Here is a 12,907-nt window from a genome sequence, read left to right on the forward strand (position 1 = left end):
TTGACCCGACAGACGTCGGGTCACTGGATCCCCGCCACAAGGGCGAGGATGACGGGTTTGGAGAGCGCCCAATGCGAAAAATCCCCTGGAGAGGAATTGGGCTCTCATTACGACCGTTACCGAATGATAAGAATGGACTTCGTTAGCCGGGTTTCCGTTTTCCCGGCCTGATATCATAAGTTAAGGTGGACGCCCGATGACCGGTCCCTGTGCAGGAACCACGCGCCGCGATGCGCTACGCCTGTTGGCCAGTCTGCCTTTGCTGGCGGCTGTGCGCCCGGCCGCAGCCGCCGTTCCATCCCTGTCGTTCGATGAGCTCTACAGAAAGTTCGGCGTTCTCGGACTGGAGTTCTCCGAAAAGGTGAAGTCGCTCGCCGGTCAGGAGATAATCATCAAGGGTTTTATGGCACCGCCGCTGAAGGCCGAGGCCGCATTCTTCGTGCTGAGCGAAATTCCCATGTCGCTCTGCCCGTTCTGCTCCTCGGACGCCGACTGGCCGGACAATATCGTCGTCGTCTATCTCGGTGAAAAACAGACATTCGTGCAGCCGTCGCAGACGATCGAGGCGCGCGGGGTGCTCGAATTCGGGTCATGGACCGATCCCGAAACCGGCTTCGTCAGCCTGCTGCGGCTGCGCAATGCCGAATATGCGTCGGTCTAGCGCCATGCTGTCGCTTGATCTCGCCTCTGTTTCGCTTTCCTATAGCGGCCTTCCCACACCGGTTCTCGATATCCCTTCGCTGTCCATCGCCGCAGGCAGCCGTGTCGCGGTCACCGGTGCCTCTGGCTCGGGAAAGAGCACGCTAGTCAATATCCTCACCGGGCTTGAGCGCTGCGCACGCGGCGGCTCTGTCCAATGGGGCGGAACCGATATCGCCCTTATGCCGGAACGCAGCCGCGATCGCTGGCGCGGCGTGCATATCGGCCTCGTCATGCAGGATTTCCATCTGTTCCCGGGTTTGAGCGCGGTCGATAACATCCTTCTGCCCGCCCGCCTGTCGCGCGCGATGAAACCGGGTTATCCGGATCGGGCGCTGATGCTGCTTTATGCCGTCGGTCTCTGCCGCGCCGACCAGAAAGTCGAAACCATGTCGCGCGGCGAAATGCAGCGCGTCGCGATTGCAAGGGCGCTGCTCAGAAAACCGGGCGTGCTGATCGCCGATGAACCGACCGCAAGCCTCGACAGTGACAGCGGCGATGCCGTCGCCCGGCTGCTGATCGACCTGGCGGTCAACAATGAAAGCACGCTGATCGTCGTTTCCCATGATCCACGGCTGACCGGCAGGCTCGATCGCCGTATCACGTTGTCGGCCGGCCGGATTGCGTCGGATCGAGAGCACCGGGAAAAGGCTGCATGACCCGTTTCATCCTTTCTGATCTGCGCCGTCTATGGGCGGGCTCGCTGGTCGTCGTGCTTCTGATCGCCTTTGCCACAGCACTTGGGGTCGCCGTCACCTTGCAGGAAAGAGCGCTCAGACTTGGCAGCGCCCGTGCTGCCGACCATTTCGATCTTGTCGTCGGCGCTCCGGGCAGCGAGACCCAGCTGCTGCTCTCGTCGATCTTCCTGCAGCCTTCTCCCCTGCCCCTGATGCCGGGCGATGTGCTGGGCAAGCTTGCGGCCGATCCGCGTGTGTCCTGGGCGGCCCCCGTCGGTTTCGGCGATTCCTTTTCCGGCTATCCGACCGTCGGCACGTCCACGGCACTTGTCGGCAATTTATCGGCGCTTTCTGAAGGACGCAGCTTTAGCACTGCCGGCGAAGCGGTCATCGGTGCCGCCGTGTCGCTGCCCCTCGGCTATGCGGTAAAACCCATGCACGGCACTGCCGGCGGCGATACGCATACGGAGCTTGCCTATCGCATAACCGGCCGCTTGGCGCCGACGGGCACATCCTGGGATCGGGCCATCCTGGTGCCCATCCAGGCCGTCTGGGGCCTGCATGGAATGGGCGCCCACGATCATGAGGCGGAAGAAGCGCACGCGGACAAACCGGCCGGAGACACGGCACGGGCGCCTGGTACCGAGGCCGCTCATCACGATGACGATCACGGCCATGGCGAACATGATGCCATCGATCCTGATGCGCCGCTTGATGAACATTGGACGGCGGAAACCCCGGGCCTTCCAGCCATCCTCGTCAAGCCGAAGACCATCGCCGACGCCTACAAGCTGCGGCAGGATTATCGCGGCAACGGCACGCTTGCGGTTTTCCCGGGCGAGGTGCTGACCAATCTCTACGCGACGCTTGGCGATGCCAAACGTGTGTTGTCGGCGGTGGCCGTCGGTGCGCAGATCCTGGTGGCTGCTGCCGTCCTCATGGTCACCGTCATGCATATCGGCCAGCGCCGCCGCCAGATCGGCGCGCTGAGAGCCTTTGGCGCGCCGCAATCCGCCGTGCTGGCCATCGTCTGGCTTGAGTTGTTCATCCTCATCGCGCTTGGCATTCTCTCAGGCTTTGCCATCGGCTACGGTGCCGCGCTGCTGCTGTCGGCGATGGTTTCGGGTGAAAGCGGCATCGTCCTGCCGGTCGGTTTCACCCGCGACGATTTGAAGAGCGTAATCGCGATCGTGCTGTTTTCCGCCATCCTTGCGCTTGCTCCGGCGCTTCTCGCCTACCGCCAGTCCCCGGCGGCGGCGCTGAGGGCCTAGAGCTTATTCGACTAAAGTCATAATCCCAAAGCCGCTCTGCCACCCCAGGGGGTTTTCTGCCATTTTGGTCTCATGGCGCATTCCGCTTGCGAATCAGGGAGGATTCGGAGGCAATTGAGGGTGCGCACAAAGCCGTTTTTGAGTGGAGGACAAACGAAATGGCAGATGTCGCAGTAGCGCCCGGTGCAAAGGCTGCACCGATGACGGGCGAGCAGAAGAAGGTGATCTTCGCTTCTTCGCTCGGCACGATCTTCGAGTGGTACGATTTCTATCTCTACGGTTCGCTGGCCGTCTATATCGGCGCAACCTTCTTTTCCCAGTATCCGGAAACCACCCGTAACATCTTCGCCCTGCTTGCCTTTGCGGCAGGCTTTCTCGTGCGTCCGTTCGGCGCGCTGGTGTTTGGCCGTCTCGGGGATCTCGTCGGCCGCAAATATACCTTCCTGGTCACCATCGTCATCATGGGCCTGTCGACGTTCCTCGTCGGCATCCTGCCTGGCGCCGCCTCGATCGGCATCGCCGCTCCGATTCTTCTGATCGTGCTGCGCATGCTGCAGGGCCTGGCGCTCGGCGGCGAATATGGCGGTGCTGCCACCTATGTGGCCGAACACGCGCCACAGGGCCGGCGCGGTTACTTCACCTCCTGGATCCAGACGACGGCGACGCTCGGTCTGTTCCTGTCGCTGGTGGTCATCGTTGCCGTGCAGATGATGCTCGGCAAGGAAGCCTTTGCAGCCTGGGGCTGGCGCGTGCCGTTCCTGCTCTCGTTCATCCTGCTCGGCGTTTCCGTCTGGATCCGTCTGAAGATGAACGAATCGCCCGCCTTCAAGAAGATGAAGGAAGAAGGCAAGGGCTCCAAGGCACCGCTGACGGAAGCGTTCGGCCAGTGGAGAAACGCCAAGATCGCGCTTCTGGCGCTGTTCGGCGCCGTCGTCGGCCAGGCCGTCGTCTGGTATACGGGCCAGTTCTACGCGCTGTTCTTCCTGCAGAACATCCTGAAGGTGGACGGCCAGTCGGCCAACATCATGGTCGCCATCTCGCTGTTGATCGGCACCGGCTTCTTCGTGCTGTTCGGGGCGCTGTCGGACAAGATCGGCCGCAAGCCGATCATCATGGCCGGCCTGGTGCTTGCCATGCTCACCTACTTCCCGCTGTTCAAGGCGTTGACCTGGGCCGGCAATCCGGCGCTCGCCGAAGCGCAGGAAACCATCCGGGCAACCGTTACGGCTGCTCCGGGCGACTGCAAGTTCCAGTTCAACCCGACCGGTACGGCGAAGTTCACGACCTCCTGCGATATCGCAACGTCGTTCCTGACGCGCAACTCTGTTCCCTATGACGTGGTGCCCGGCCCGGCCGGAACGCCGGCAACCGTCAAGATCGGCGAAGCAACGGTCACCGGCTATGACGCGATCGCGGCTGGCGACAAGGCCAAGGCATCGGGTTCGGCCTTCGAAAAGCAGATCAACATCGCCCTTCACGACGCCGGTTATCCGCTCGTTCGTGGTGCGGCAAAGGTTCCGGAAAGCAAGCTTGACGGCTTCGTCGCCGCCAATCCGGAATTGACGCTCGACGCGGCAGCCGTTCGCGCCGGCGACAAGGCAGCCATGACCGGCGAACAGCTGGTTGCGGCCAAGCTGTTGACGGCGGAAGAAGCCACGGGCGTCACCGAGATGCCGGTCTACACCGTCGACAAGGGCGGTTCCTTCACCATGGTCGCCGATCCGGCCCGCGTCAGCTGGCTTGGCGTCATCGCCGTGCTCACCGTGCTCGTCATCTACGTGACGATGGTCTATGGCCCGATTGCAGCGCTTCTGGTCGAGCTCTTCCCGACCCGCATCCGCTACACCGGCATGTCCCTGCCCTACCATATCGGCAACGGCTGGTTCGGTGGTCTGCTTCCGGCAACGGCCTTCGCGATGAGTGCCGCCCAGGGCGATATCTATTACGGCCTCTGGTACCCGATCGTGTTCGCCGGCATCACGCTGGTGATCGGCATGCTGTTCCTGCCCGAAACCAAGGATCGCGATATCCACACCATGGATTGATCCCGGCTGGATATCGATACGGAAAAGCCCGGCGCAGTCCCCTGCGCCGGGCTTTTCATTGCGTCCGGCTCATCCCTTCGAAGGCTGGAAACTGTTTTTCGGCCGTGGCCAGCCCTTCTCGTCCAGCCGGAACAACCAGGTCTGCCGGGCAAAGAAGAAGGCCGTCATCAGCGCCGTCCACAATCCGACGAGCAAACCAGCGGCCACATCGCTCGGATAGTGCGCGCCGACCACGATCCGGCTGATGCCGATGGCCAGGGCTCCCAGCACAAAGACGATGCGCAGCCGTGGCGCTAGCATCGAGAATGCGCCGAAGAACGAGCCGACGGCTGCCGAATGGCCGGAGGGGAAACTCTGGAACACCCAGTCATGGCCGGAGAAGAACGACAGGCTGTGGGCGCCATACTCAGCGAAGAGTTCGGGCCGCGCCCGGCCGATCACCAGCTTGGCCAGATGCACCACGATGCTGGCGCTGCCGATCGTCACCAGGAAATACAGTGCCAGCCGCCAGCCCGTCTTGCTTTTCGACGAAAAGCCTTCGCTGCGCGACACCCGGTGGAGGATATAGGCGATGATGACGATCGAGCCGGAGCCGTAGATCATCCAGGCAAACGTGCCGAAATCGGTGATCTTCTCGTTGAAGGCAACAACCCCGCCCGGCAGCCCCTGCGCCGTCTGCGAGATCAGACCATCGAAGGGCAGCAGCGCCGCAACCAAAAGGGCGGCCGCCAAAAGCAGCCAGAGAGACGAGGAAAGTGGTCGGTTCATGGATTTCGACTTCTGGGATGGAGTTGTGTTCACCGGTAGCCACTCCACACTCCCGTCATCCTCGCCCTTGTGGCGGGGATCCAGTCGCAGCGCGTCTGCGCTGCGAAAAGACTCCTTTCACGCGACGGACGTCGCGTGGCTGGATTCCTGTGACAAGCACAGGAATGACGAAGGGTGAAAGGCCGGCTCATAGCTACAAAGTGTGGGTGGATGACGGTGTTTCAACCCCACCCGAACGAAAACGGCATCCAGGCCATGACCCGGATGCCGCACAATACCGTTAATCCGGCAGAATTTACGCCGAAAGCGCCTTGAATTCGGAAAGGATCGCATCGCCCATGTCGACGGTACCGACCTGGCGGGCGCCGTCGGCCATGATGTCGCCGGTGCGGATACCCTTGTCGAGCACGTTGGCAATGGCCTTTTCCAGGTTGTCGGCTTCCGTCACGAGATTGAAGGAGTAGCGCAGGCACATGGCAAACGAGGCGATCATCGCGATCGGGTTGGCAATGCCCTTGCCGGCAATGTCGGGGGCCGAGCCGTGCACGGGCTCATAGAGTGCCTTGCGCTTGCCGGTCTTGGCGTCCGGCGCACCGAGCGAAGCCGACGGCAGCATGCCGAGCGAACCGGTGAGCATGGCGGCAACGTCCGACAGCATGTCGCCGAACAGGTTGTCGGTGACGATGACGTCGAACTGTTTTGGCGCACGGACCAGCTGCATGCCGCCGGCATCGGCCAGCATGTGGTCGAGCGCGACGTCGGAATATTTCGCCTTGTGCGTCGCGGTCACCACCTGGTTCCACAAGACGCCGGATTTCATGACGTTGCGCTTTTCCATCGAGCAGACGCGGTTGCCGCGGGTGCGGGCCAGTTCGAAGGCGACGCCGGCGATGCGCTCGATCTCGTAAGTGTCATAGACCTGCGTGTCGATGCCGCGCTTCTGGCCGTTGCCGAGATCGATGATCTCCTTCGGTTCGCCGAAATAGACGCCGCCGGTCAGTTCGCGCACGATCAGGATGTCGAGGCCTTCGACCAGTTCGGGCTTCAGCGAAGACGCATTAGAAAGCGCCGGATAGCAGATCGCCGGGCGCAGGTTGGCAAACAGCTGCATGTCCTTGCGCAGGCGCAGGAGGCCGGCTTCTGGGCGCACCTCGTAAGGCACGTCATCCCATTTCGGGCCGCCGACGGCGCCGAACAGCACGGCGTCCGCCGCCATCGCCTTTTCCATGTCTGCGTCGGAAATCGCCGCGCCATGCGCGTCGTAGGCCGAGCCGCCGACCAGGCCTTCGTCGATCGTGAAGCCACCGGCCATGTCGGCATTCATGTAGGCGATGATTTTGCGGACTTCCGCCATGGCTTCCGGGCCGATGCCGTCGCCGGGCAGAAGGAAAAGATTGCGCACTGTCATGGGGCATTCCTTATATCGAAGGGTGGGCTGTCAGGGTGTTGGCGCGTTCTTAACGCAACTTCCGTTCAAGGAAAATGCAGTTTTGGAAAGAATTGTGCGCGCACCGTCAGTTCCCTCCGGAACGGATGAGCACTATCTGGACGTCAGACGCTTCCATCGGGCCAAGTTTATCTTCTGGCCGAGTTGATGAAACGATCAATGCGCATCATGCCGTGACGGCGGACTTGCGAGCTTCGTTGGGCATGCTTCTCTTCAAGGATAATCAAAGCCGGACGACAGCTCCCTGTTCCATCCGGAACAGCGTCAATATCCGGCCTGTGGGATTGTCCGGTCACTGGATGAGCAAGGCTCATCCGCAGGATTGCAAGGAGAGACCCCGCATGCGCACATTCGTTCTGACCGCCGCCGTCGCCATCATTGCCGCCGCTTCTTGCGCAGCCCCGTCGCAGGCCGGCTACTATACCGACGACTGCAAACCCTATTGCTACGTCAAGAAGGTCAGAACCTACGATTATGACGGCAACCTGATCGTCAAGAAGATCCGCGTCTGCGAATAAGCGCTCACCATTTCCGGCTTCCTCCCCGAGAGCCCGGCTGTCCCTGCAGCCGGGTTTTTGGTTTGCTGACAAAATCATTTTCTCACCATTTTGCAGGTTACTCTGCATGCTTGCCAAATCCTCCGTCATTCCTGTGCTCGTCACAGGAATCCAGTCAGCTCAAGTCCTTGAGCTGAAAGAGTCTTTTGACCCGACAGACGTCGGGTCGCTGGATCCCCGCCACAAGGGCGAGGATGACGGGGAGTGGAGTGCCGCTCTCGTCAGATAATCGTATTCATGCTTTCAACAGTCTGAACCAGGCTGTCCCCACGATGATGTGCCTGTCGCCCCTCATCCGCCCTGCCGGGCACCTTCTCCCCGTTTTGACGGGGAGAAGGGACAAGCGGCAAACTCCGTCATCCCCTCTCCCCGCAAGCGGGGAGAGGGCTAGGGTGAGGGGCAACGCAAGCCCCGTTGGTCATCGACTACCCCTTGAAAAAAGCCAGCATATCGGGATTGAGAATCTCCGGATGCGTCGAGAGCATGCCGTGCGGCAGTGCTTCGTAGCTCTTCAGCGTTCCGTTCTTCAGCAGTTTTACCGAAAGCGGGGCCGAGTCGTCATAGGGAACGATCTGGTCGTCGGTTCCGTGCAGGACCAGCACCGGAACCTCGATCGTCTTGAGGTCCTCGGTAAAATCGGTTTCGGAAAACGCCTTGATACACTCGTAATGGGCGTTGGCGGCACCCATCATTCCCTGCCGCAACCAATTGTCGATCAGCCCTTGGGAAATCTTGGCGCCGGGCCGGTTGAAGCCGTAGAACGGGCCGGTCGGCACATCGATGAAGAATTGGGCGCGGTTTGCCACAAGGGCGCTGCGCAGACCGTCGAAGACATCGATCGGTAGCCCACCTGGATTTTGGTCCGATTTCACCATGACCGGCGGCACGGCACCGGCGATGACCGCCTTGCCGACCCGTCCCGGCTTGGCGCGCGCCACGTAATGGACGACCTCGCCGCCGCCGGTGGAATGGCCGACATGAAAGGCGTTCTTGAGGTCCAGCGCGTCGGTGAGTGCTGCAACGTCGGCGGCATAGGTATCCATTTCGTGGCCGGTCGATGTCTGCGTCGAGCGCCCATGGCCGCGGCGGTCATGGGCGATGACGCGAAATCCTTGCGCCAGGAAGTAGAGCATCTGGTTATCCCAGTCATCGGCGCTCAATGGCCAGCCGTGATGGAAGACGATTGGCTGCGCGTCGCGCGCACCCCAATCCTTGTAGAAGATTTCCGTTCCGTCGTTTGTGGTGATGCTGCTCATTCGTGCGGTTCCTTGTCAGGGGCGGGGTGAAAGGCAAGACGGCAGAATGCCTGTCGTCCATGCCGGCCGCAACACGTTTTAAGCCGATTGCGCAGGGATTGCTGATCAGCTCCAGTCCCTGTCGCCCCGGCGCCATCTGTGCAAATCGTACCAGGCGACGAGAAGAAAGGCTCCGGCCAGCCCGAGATGCTCGAAGAAGAAGTTCATCGTCATGAAACGTTCCTGCCCCAGCGGCATTTCCCAGAAACGCAAGGCAATGAATGTTGCAAGCACGGTAAACACGGCCAGAGACAGCGCGCCGATCCACCGCAGGAAACCGCTGATGACCATCGCTGAAGCGCTCAGCTGGAAAAGGATGACCACGGCGGCGATCGGCCTTGCCGGCAAAAGCTGGTATCGCTCCATCTCGGCGACGGCGCTGCCGAAATCCATCAGCTTGGTCACGCTGCTCAGGATATAGATAGAGCAAAGCGCCAGGAGCCCCAGCCAGCGGACCGGATGGCTGGTGAAAACCGGCGTGCAGACGCCGGCGAGTTTGGCTTCCATTCTCAACAGCATCGTTTTCCCCTTCTGGCGTGGACGTTCAAACGGGATGCTACATGTCTCTGCGTTGAAATCGAACAGTTTTTTTGAAATTGTCCTCTCCCAGAATCCCCGCCCAAAAAAACCGTGCCATGATCATGGCGTTCTGTCACGGATGCACCGCAAGACGTTTGCGGCGAGGCAGGGCTGGCGCTCCACGTGAAGCCTCGTGGTCTCCGATGAGGAGGCTGCGAACGTCAGGCGGACCGGAAGGAGAGCCCCCGGAAAATGGATTCCCCCTGTCCTTCTGGGGCGGGTGTGCCTGTGTGGCACGCATGCCGGGTCGAGAACCGTGACGTACCGGAGCCGTGAGCTTAACGCCGGAACCGGAATCCTATGTCGCGGCAATCGTCCCGGGTCAGAGAATCCGCAGTCGGGGTCTGTAGGGAGGAAAGCTCCCGAGAGAACGCCAAACGGGGCGCTGGAAGGCGTCAAACATATTTACTCATTAGAGGCGGTTTCCAGTGCCCCGTCCGATTGAGTGCATGTTTTCAAAACCACGGCGAACACCGCGCGGGGATGCTTTTTGCTGCCCGCCCCTGAAGGAGCGATTATGCCCTATGTCAAACCCGAAATATCACCGGCAACCGAAGTGATGGTCCGTGTCGCTTCGACGTTCTGGCTCAATCATCTCGCTTGCGGCGTGCGCAGCTGCCGCCGCGATTGCCGTTACCTCGCAAGAAAGACCAGGTTTGGACATATTCTCTGTGTTGCCCAGATGGAAGATCGCGAAATCACGGAGATGCTTGATTTTTGCTGCGACACTGTCGAGTTGGCGACACCGCAACAGGTGGCTGCAGGGCTTGCCGGGGCGAAGACGGACGACGAACGCGAGATGATCCTGTTCCGGCGTCAGATCTTTCTCTATTTTCACGCGGAACTGGCAAAAGCGGGCCTAATAGAGCCTTTGGGGCCGCCCTTCGTCGAGGGTTGATCGTGTTGTCAGCCCTTGAAGGCGGTGACTTCGATCTCGATCAGCATTTCCGGGCGGATCAGGTCGCAGACCACCATCGTTGCGGCCGGGCGGATGTCGCCGAAGGCTTCGCCGAGGATCGGGAAGACGAGATCGGCAAAGGCGGCATCGGTGACGTAATAGTGATTGCGCACCGCATCCTTGAGCGAGAAACCGGTGCCGGTCAGCGCCGCCTCGATCGTCTTCAGGCAATTGCGGGTCTGCTCTTCCACCGTTTGCGGCATGGTCATCGTCTGGTAATCGTAGCCGGTGGTACCGGAAACGAAGCACCAGTCGCCCTGCACGACAGCCCGCGAATAACCCGCCGTCTTTTCAAACGGCGAGCCGGAAGAGATCAGTTTTCGCGGGCTGGGCATTACGGGTCAGGCCCAGGGATGCGAGGCGGCATTGGCCTTTTCGAACGTGTCGATCGCCGTTGCCTTTTCCAGCGTCAGGCCGATATCGTCGAGGCCGTTCAGCATGCAGTGGCGGCGGAACGCGTCGAGTTCGAAGGTGATCTTGCCACCGTCCGGGCCGGTGATTTCCTGGTTTTCCAGATCGACCGTCAGGATGGCGTTGGAGCCGCGCGAGGCGTCATCCATCAGCTTTTCCAGGTCTTCCGGCGAAACCACGACCGGCAGGATGCCGTTCTTGAAACAGTTATTGTAGAAAATGTCGGCAAACGAGGTCGAAATGACGCAGCGGATGCCGAAGTCGAGCAGCGCCCACGGGGCATGCTCGCGCGACGAGCCACAGCCGAAATTGTCGCCGGCAACCAGGATATTGGCATTCTGGTAGGCGGGCTTGTTGAGAACGAAATCCTCGTTGACCGTGCCGTCTTCATGGTAGCGCGCTTCGGCGAAAAGCCCGATGCCGAGACCGGTGCGCTTGATCGTCTTCAGGTAATCCTTCGGAATGATCATGTCCGTGTCGATATTGACGACGGGGAGCGGCGCGGCAACGCCGGTGAGCTTGACGAACTTGTCCATGGCAATGGCCTTCGATTTCAACGGGGCGGAAGAATTTCCGCCAAGCGTGTAGAGCAATTTCATGCCGAAATGAAGGAGAATCTTGTTGCGCGCTGCGGGAAAGCCCGCAAACCGGCCTCAGAGATCGATGATCGTGCCGTGGCCGTCGTTCCAGATGCGCGGTTCGCGCTGCTGGCGGTTGCGGTTGACGGTGGCGCGCACCGGCTTGGGCGCAAGCCGCGCGGCAATCGTCATGCCGATCATCACCACCGAGGCGATGCCGATCAGGGCAAGGCCGAGCGAGGCGGTAAACACGAAGGCCATCAGCGTGAAAGCGATGCCTGCGATTGTCAGGAGGAGAGAGCGTATGCTTTGCATTGTCGTCACCTTTCGTTGCCTGAGATGTGGGTTCGCCCGCGCCGCGTTGCAAGACCTACTTCCGTATCACAGGTCTGCCTTGCGAAAATGGCGAAAGCCGGGCACAAAAGCCGCATGAACTCGCCTGCACCCCTGAACTCGCCTGCATCAGAGAGTAGAGCATGATGCCGTCCGAAACCTCCGCACCCTTTTCGGCATCGTCCTCTGGCGACCGCCACCCGGCCCGTCTGCGCCGCTCGGTTCTGTGCGTACCCGCCGACAATGCCCGCGCCCTTGCCAAGATCGCCAGTCTTGCCTGCGATGCGGTGATCTACGATCTCGAAGATGCAGTCTCCGTCGACAACAAGGTTGCCGCCCGCCAGACGCTGGCCGATCATCTGCAGCGGCAGCGCCGCAGCGATATCGAAGTGATCATCCGCATCAACGATCTGAAGACACCGTTCGGCGAGAAAGATCTGGCCTTCGCCCTGACGCTATCGCCCGATGCCATCTTTTTGCCGAAGGTCGAAAGCCCGCAGGATATCCAGGCGGTCGTTGATTTCCTTTCGGAAAACGATGCGCCGGATAGCGTACGTCTCTGGGCGATGATCGAAACCCCGCGCGGCGTGCTCAATGCGGCGGCGATTGCCGAAACCGGAAGAACCTCCGGCGGCAGGCTTGATTGTTTCGTGCCGGGGCTGAACGATCTGCGCAAGGATACCGGCGTGGCCGCCCTGCCCGGCCGCACCTATCTGATTGCCTGGCTGATGCAGATCCTGCTCGCCGCCCGCAGCTGCGGCCTCGATATCATCGATGCCGTCTTCAACGATTTCCGGGATGATGCGGGTTTCGCGGCGGAATGCGCTGAGGGTCGCGACATGGGCTTCGATGGCAAGATGCTGATCCACCCGGCCCAGATCGGCCCGGCCAACGGCGCCTTCGGTGTCGCCGACACCGCCCTTGCTGACGCCCGGTCGATCATCGATGCCTTTGCGCTGCCGGAAAATGCCGATAAAGCCGTCATCAATCTCAATGGCCTGATGGTCGAGCGTCTCCACCTCGATCAAGCCCTGCGGCTCGCCGCCAAGGCCGATGCCATCAACGAAAAAGGAAAAAACCCTTGAAACTTTATCGCCTGCTGACCGCCATCGACGACGCCACCTTCTGCCACAAGGTCACGGCCGCTCTCAACAAGGGCTGGGACCTCTACGGTTCGCCAACCTATGCCTGGAACCAGGAAACCCGGGCAATGATGTGCGGCCAGGCTGTCGTCAAGGATGTCGAAGGCAAGGAATACACCTCCGACACCAAGCTCTCCGAACACTGAC

The 12,907-nt window shown here is 61.0% G+C and carries 15 protein-coding genes; 8 read left to right on the plus strand and 7 right to left on the minus strand.

Features of this window, described 5'->3' with window-relative positions; translation table 11 throughout:
* Nucleotides 1–196: 196 nt before the first annotated feature.
* From ACP7BS_RS13280 to ACP7BS_RS13295, 4 genes are all read left to right on the plus strand, one after another.
* Nucleotides 197–661, plus strand: coding sequence for a hypothetical protein (locus ACP7BS_RS13280; RefSeq protein WP_426238478.1), 465 nt, complete (start codon nucleotides 197–199; stop codon nucleotides 659–661).
* Between the two features lie 4 nt (nucleotides 662–665).
* On the plus strand, nucleotides 666–1,358 hold the full coding sequence (locus tag ACP7BS_RS13285; RefSeq protein ID WP_426238606.1) for an ABC transporter ATP-binding protein: 693 nt from the start codon (nucleotides 666–668) through the stop codon (nucleotides 1,356–1,358).
* On the plus strand, nucleotides 1,355–2,647 hold the full coding sequence (locus ACP7BS_RS13290) for an ABC transporter permease (RefSeq protein WP_426238479.1): 1,293 nt from the start codon (nucleotides 1,355–1,357) through the stop codon (nucleotides 2,645–2,647). Before ACP7BS_RS13285 ends, ACP7BS_RS13290 begins: the two co-directional genes overlap by 4 nt.
* A 158-nt stretch (nucleotides 2,648–2,805) precedes the next feature.
* Nucleotides 2,806–4,692, plus strand: a complete 1,887-nt coding sequence (locus ACP7BS_RS13295; RefSeq protein ID WP_426238480.1) for an MFS transporter — start codon at nucleotides 2,806–2,808, stop codon at nucleotides 4,690–4,692.
* Between the two features lie 69 nt (nucleotides 4,693–4,761).
* Here ACP7BS_RS13295 and ACP7BS_RS13300 read toward each other — a convergent pair whose 3' ends face one another.
* Together ACP7BS_RS13300 and leuB are read right to left on the minus strand one after the other, a co-directional pair.
* Nucleotides 4,762–5,460: a phosphatase PAP2 family protein gene (locus ACP7BS_RS13300; protein ID WP_426238481.1), complete on the minus strand. Its 699-nt coding sequence runs from the start codon at nucleotides 5,458–5,460 to the stop codon at nucleotides 4,762–4,764.
* Between the two features lie 295 nt (nucleotides 5,461–5,755).
* Nucleotides 5,756–6,868, minus strand: a complete 1,113-nt coding sequence (gene leuB / locus ACP7BS_RS13305) for a 3-isopropylmalate dehydrogenase (protein WP_426238482.1) — start codon at nucleotides 6,866–6,868, stop codon at nucleotides 5,756–5,758.
* 380 nt (nucleotides 6,869–7,248) lie between these two features.
* Between leuB and ACP7BS_RS13310 the strand changes: the two genes are divergently transcribed.
* The gene (locus ACP7BS_RS13310; RefSeq protein WP_426238483.1) at nucleotides 7,249–7,425 is read left to right on the plus strand and encodes a hypothetical protein; all 177 of its coding nucleotides are present in this window, start codon (nucleotides 7,249–7,251) and stop codon (nucleotides 7,423–7,425) included.
* A 464-nt stretch (nucleotides 7,426–7,889) separates the two neighbouring features.
* Here the strand turns inward: ACP7BS_RS13310 and ACP7BS_RS13315 are convergent, their stop codons facing one another.
* Nucleotides 7,890–8,720 carry an alpha/beta fold hydrolase gene (locus tag ACP7BS_RS13315; RefSeq protein ID WP_426238484.1) on the minus strand — a complete coding sequence of 277 codons (831 nt, stop codon included), beginning with the start codon at nucleotides 8,718–8,720 and terminating at the stop codon, nucleotides 7,890–7,892.
* 105 nt (nucleotides 8,721–8,825) lie between these two features.
* The gene (locus ACP7BS_RS13320) at nucleotides 8,826–9,278 is read right to left on the minus strand and encodes a DoxX family protein (RefSeq protein ID WP_426238485.1); all 453 of its coding nucleotides are present in this window, start codon (nucleotides 9,276–9,278) and stop codon (nucleotides 8,826–8,828) included.
* Nucleotides 9,279–9,855: 577 nt separating this feature from the next.
* On the opposite strand from ACP7BS_RS13320, the gene ACP7BS_RS13325 reads away from it, so the two are divergent.
* Nucleotides 9,856–10,236, plus strand: coding sequence for a hypothetical protein (locus ACP7BS_RS13325; protein ID WP_426238486.1), 381 nt, complete (start codon nucleotides 9,856–9,858; stop codon nucleotides 10,234–10,236).
* Between the two features lie 8 nt (nucleotides 10,237–10,244).
* On the opposite strand, the gene ACP7BS_RS13330 is transcribed toward ACP7BS_RS13325, so the two are convergent.
* The 3 genes from ACP7BS_RS13330 to ACP7BS_RS13340 form a co-directional block, all read right to left on the minus strand.
* Nucleotides 10,245–10,631, minus strand: coding sequence for a RidA family protein (locus tag ACP7BS_RS13330; RefSeq protein WP_426238487.1), 387 nt, complete (start codon nucleotides 10,629–10,631; stop codon nucleotides 10,245–10,247).
* Nucleotides 10,632–10,637: 6 nt separating this feature from the next.
* A complete protein-coding gene (leuD, locus tag ACP7BS_RS13335) occupies nucleotides 10,638–11,243 on the minus strand; it encodes a 3-isopropylmalate dehydratase small subunit (protein WP_426231388.1) in 606 nt (201 codons plus the stop codon).
* A gap of 117 nt (nucleotides 11,244–11,360) precedes the next feature.
* Nucleotides 11,361–11,600 carry a hypothetical protein gene (locus tag ACP7BS_RS13340; protein WP_426238488.1) on the minus strand — a complete coding sequence of 80 codons (240 nt, stop codon included), beginning with the start codon at nucleotides 11,598–11,600 and terminating at the stop codon, nucleotides 11,361–11,363.
* A 161-nt stretch (nucleotides 11,601–11,761) separates the two neighbouring features.
* On the opposite strand from ACP7BS_RS13340, the gene ACP7BS_RS13345 reads away from it, so the two are divergent.
* Both ACP7BS_RS13345 and ACP7BS_RS13350 read left to right on the plus strand, forming a co-directional pair.
* Nucleotides 11,762–12,703 (plus strand): HpcH/HpaI aldolase/citrate lyase family protein, encoded by a 942-nt coding sequence (locus ACP7BS_RS13345; RefSeq protein ID WP_426238489.1) that lies wholly within the window; start codon nucleotides 11,762–11,764, stop codon nucleotides 12,701–12,703.
* Complete coding sequence (locus tag ACP7BS_RS13350) at nucleotides 12,700–12,906, plus strand: DUF1737 domain-containing protein (RefSeq protein WP_426231385.1); 207 nt, start codon at nucleotides 12,700–12,702, stop codon at nucleotides 12,904–12,906. The genes ACP7BS_RS13345 and ACP7BS_RS13350 overlap by 4 nt, the downstream gene beginning before the upstream one ends.
* The last annotated feature ends 1 nt before the right edge of the window (nucleotide 12,907 follow it).

It is taken from the genome of Pararhizobium sp. DWP1-1-3 (assembly GCF_049896125.1).
Taxonomy (GTDB): domain Bacteria; phylum Pseudomonadota; class Alphaproteobacteria; order Rhizobiales; family Rhizobiaceae; genus Pararhizobium.